Annotated in this window: 3 protein-coding genes; 2 read left to right on the plus strand and 1 reads right to left on the minus strand. The window is 70.7% G+C overall.

The window, feature by feature from the left end:
- Positions 1-49: 49 nt before the first annotated feature.
- Positions 50-1,081 (minus strand): M4 family metallopeptidase, encoded by a 1,032-nt coding sequence (locus ACFW9D_RS00525; protein ID WP_188336278.1) that lies wholly within the window; start codon positions 1,079-1,081, stop codon positions 50-52.
- Positions 1,082-1,195: 114 nt separating this feature from the next.
- On the opposite strand from ACFW9D_RS00525, the gene ACFW9D_RS00530 reads away from it, so the two are divergent.
- Together ACFW9D_RS00530 and ACFW9D_RS00535 are read left to right on the plus strand one after the other, a co-directional pair.
- Positions 1,196-1,780: a GNAT family N-acetyltransferase gene (locus ACFW9D_RS00530; RefSeq protein WP_188336279.1), complete on the plus strand. Its 585-nt coding sequence runs from the start codon at positions 1,196-1,198 to the stop codon at positions 1,778-1,780.
- Positions 1,781-2,132: 352 nt separating this feature from the next.
- A complete protein-coding gene (locus ACFW9D_RS00535) occupies positions 2,133-3,830 on the plus strand; it encodes a nitrite/sulfite reductase (protein WP_188336280.1) in 1,698 nt (565 codons plus the stop codon).
- Positions 3,831-3,922: the final 92 nt, after the last annotated feature.

The raw sequence follows: 3,922 nt of genomic DNA on the forward strand, positions 1-3,922 counted from the left end.
ACTGTCCCTCACCCCCCCGCGCCCCCACCACAGGGGTGGCTGCCGCGGATCAGACGCCCGGGATGCCGCGGGCGGCGAACGCCGCGCGGACCGTCGACGCCGCCTTCGCGCCGTACATCTTCTCCGCCGTCGCGATCGTCGCCTGCGCGGCCGCCGAGAAGCTCGTGTCGGGGGCGAAGTCGAACTGGGCGTTCACGATGATGCGGTCGGCCGTGCGGGCGCCCAGGGCGCCGCGGATGTCGAACAGGGCCCGCGACCAGATCTCGCCGTCCGCGTGCACCTCGCCCACCTTGTCCGCGTACGTCTTGTCGGTGTCGACGCGGCGCAGGCAGTGCGGGGCGGAGGAGGTGTACGAGGTGGAGTCCCAGTCGGCGACGCAGGCGAGGTCCGCCTTGCGCGGCCAGCCGTACTTCGCGTCGGCGTGGTCGCCGACGGCGACGGCGAGGTAGTCGCCGAACGCCTCGCCGATCGAGCCGGCCTCCTCGGAGGTGCCGAAGCCGGGGACCTGGGCGTTGTGCACGGCGTGGCCGTACTCGTGGACGATCACCTCGGCGTCCTCGGCGTCGTCGACGCCGCCCTTGCCGAAGCGGATCTCGGCCTTCTTGTCGGTGAAGAAGGAGTTGTCCGCGCCCCACTGGTTGATGCGGACGGGCTGGGCGCGGTCGTTGGCGCCGCGCAGTTCGCTGCCGAAGCCGAGCGACTGCAGGTACTCCTGCGCCTCGTTGACCCAGAAGTAGGCCATGACCTGCTCGAACTGGTCGTCGTGCCGGGTGTAGGTGCCCGCGTCGGCGACCTTCGCGGAGGCGCCCGTGTCCGATCTGACGTAGGCCCATTTGCCGGTGAGGCCGCCGCTGGAGTCCAGGTTGCGCAGGGCCGCGGAGGCGTAGGCGGCCTCCGGGATCGCGGACGCGGCGTCCTTGCCGTCCGTCAGGGCCTGGTCACCGGAGGACTGGACGGGATTGACCATGAAGATGCGGCCCTGGGGCGCCGCGGGCGCGGCGAGGGCGGGAGCGGCGAGCGTGGAGAAGGCCACGGTGAGGGTGGCCGCGGCGAGCAGACCGCGGGGTGTGCGGTGGGACATCGAACATCCTCCGGATGGGGTGGGACGTGGGAGGTGACTTGCTGCGCGTCGCGGATCCTCCCGCATCCTGAACACCCTTGGCCAGAGTCTGTCCGACATGATCCGATGAGTGACATGAACAGCAGCACCACCACCGTCACCACCTGGTCGCTCGAACAGACCTCTCCCGCCGATCTGCGCCCCTCCGCCCCGCCCGCGGGGGACACCCTGCGGATCGTGCGCGCGGAGGTCCCCTCCCCCGAGTTCAGCCGCTTCCTGTACGCCTCCGTGGGCGGCGACATCAAGTGGATCGACCGCCTCGGCTGGACGTACGCACAGTGGGAGGAGCAGCTCGCGCGTCCCGGCGCGGAGACCTGGGTCGCGTACGACCGGGGCACGCCGGCCGGGTACGTGGAGCTGGACGCGCAGGACGACGGCGCCGTGGAGATCGTCTACTTCGGTCTGATCCCGGCCTTCCGCGGCCGCCGGATCGGCGGGCACCTGCTCTCGTACGGGATCGCGCGGGCCTGGGACCTGGCCGAGCGGTGGCCCGAGCGGACGCCGACCAAGCGGGTGTGGCTGCACACGTGCAGCCTCGACGGCGAGCACGCGATGGCGAACTACGAGAAGCGCGGCTTCCGCCTCTTCCGGACCGAGACGGCCGAGGAGCCGCAGGTCGTGACGCCCGGCCCGTGGCCCGGCGCCTTCCCGGCGGTCTGAGCCGCCCCCACCCGAGCGCGATCCGGGCAGAAGGGGAGCTTTCGCCTGCCCGCGATGTGACCGGCGCCACCATCTTCCACAATGCGAGACATTCTCGTCCACATTTTGGACGATGGTGGACCAGGTCCAAAGTCCCATGACACGCTTCCGTCATGTCTACAGCTGGAACCGCCTTGGTGAGTCGACGCCACGTCGACTTCGGCCGCATGTCCAGCGCCATCTGTCCGGCGCGCTGACCGCACAGCACCGCCGCGTCTCCCGCTTCACCCGTCACCCCCTGCGCACCGCCGCGCCGCAGCGCGAAGTGTGCTGCTCAGAGCCGCCCTCAGCCTTTCTTGAAGGACGTACACCCATGGCTGCCACCCCCGAAAAGCCCGCTACCGCCGCGCCCCGCCGCAAGGTGAGCCGTCACCGCGGCGAGGGCCAGTGGGCCGTGGGCCACCACACGCCGCTCAACGGCAACGAGCAGTTCAAGAAGGACGACGACGGTCTCAATGTGCGGACACGCATTGAGACGATCTACTCCAAGCGCGGTTTCGACTCGATCGACCCCAACGACCTGCGCGGACGCATGCGCTGGTGGGGCCTGTACACCCAGCGCAAGCCCGGCATCGACGGCGGCAAGACGGCCGTCCTGGAGCCGGAGGAGCTGGACGACCGCTACTTCATGCTGCGCGTGCGCGTGGACGGCGGCCGGCTCACCGTGGCGCAGCTGCGCGTCATCGGCGAGATCTCCGAGCAGTACGCGCGCGGCACCGCAGACATCACCGACCGGCAGAACATCCAGCTGCACTGGATCCGGATCGAGGACGTGCCCGCGATCTGGGAGAAGCTGGAGGCCGTGGGCCTGTCCACGACCGAGGCGTGCGGCGACTGCCCCCGCGTGATCATCGGCTCCCCGGTGGCCGGCATCGCCGACGACGAGATCATCGACGGCACGCCCGCCGTGGACGAGATCCACGACCGCTACATCGGCAACAAGGAATTCTCCAACCTGCCGCGCAAGTTCAAGACCGCGATCTCCGGTTCCCCCGTCCAGGACGTGGTCCACGAGATCAACGACGTGGCCTTCGTCGGCGTGGAGCACCCCGAGCACGGGCCCGGCTTCGACCTGTGGGTCGGCGGCGGCCTGTCCACCAACCCCCGGCTCGCGGAGCGTCTGGGCACCTGGGTGCCGCTGGACGAGGTCGCCGACGTCTGGGCCGGCGTGGTCGGCATCTTCCGCGACTACGGCTACCGGCGCCTGCGCAACCGCGCCCGTCTGAAGTTCCTGATGGCCGACTGGGGCCCGGAGAAGTTCCGCCAGGTCCTGGAGGACGAGTACCTGGAGCGCAAGCTGATCGACGGCCCGGCGCCCGCCGAGCCCTCGCAGAAGTGGCGCGACCACATCGGTGTCCACCGGCAGAAGGACGGCCGCTTCTACGTCGGGTTCGCCCCGCGCGTCGGCCGGGTGGACGGCGCCACGCTCACCAAGATCGCTGAGCTGGCCGGCGCGCACGGCTCGGACCGCCTGCGCACCACCGTCGAGCAGAAGATGATCGTCCTCGACGTCGCCGAGGACCAGGTCGACTCGCTCGTCGCGGGCCTCGAGGCGCTGGACTTCCAGGTCAAGCCGTCGCCGTTCCGGCGCGGCACGATGGCCTGCACCGGCATCGAGTTCTGCAAGCTGGCGATCGTCGAGACGAAGGGCCGCGGCGCGCAGCTCATCGACGAACTGGAGCGCCGCCTGCCCGAGTTCGACGAGCCGCTCACCATCAACCTCAACGGCTGCCCGAACGCCTGCGCCCGTATCCAGGTCGCGGACATCGGTCTCAAGGGTCAGCTGGTCCTGGACGACAACGGCGAGCAGGTCGAGGGCTACCAGGTGCACCTCGGCGGCGCGCTCGGCCTGGAGGCCGGCTTCGGCCGCAAGGTCCGCGGCCTGAAGGTCACCTCGGCCGAGCTGCCCGACTACATCGAGCGGGTGCTCAAGAACTTCCAGGCGGAGCGCGAGGACGGCGAACGCTTCGCGACCTGGGCGGCCCGAGCGAGTGCGGAGGCCCTGTCATGAGGTCGGCGAGTGAGCCGAAGGGGCGCGGGGGGGGGGGTGGGCGGCGTGCCGGGGGGGCCCCACCACGGGAGGCCCAGCCCCGCTGTCTCAGG

It is taken from the genome of Streptomyces sp. NPDC059524 (assembly GCF_042749255.1).
GTDB lineage: Bacteria > Actinomycetota > Actinomycetes > Streptomycetales > Streptomycetaceae > Streptomyces > Streptomyces xanthii.

Excerpts from the sequence above, each read along its gene's own strand:
- ACFW9D_RS00525 (WP_188336278.1), bottom strand. The coding sequence starts at position 1,081 with ATGTCCCACCGCACACCCCGCGGTCTGCTCGCCGCGGCCACCCTCACC.
- ACFW9D_RS00530 (WP_188336279.1), top strand. The coding sequence starts at position 1,196 with ATGAACAGCAGCACCACCACCGTCACCACCTGGTCGCTCGAACAGACC.
- ACFW9D_RS00535 (WP_188336280.1), top strand. The coding sequence starts at position 2,133 with ATGGCTGCCACCCCCGAAAAGCCCGCTACCGCCGCGCCCCGCCGCAAG.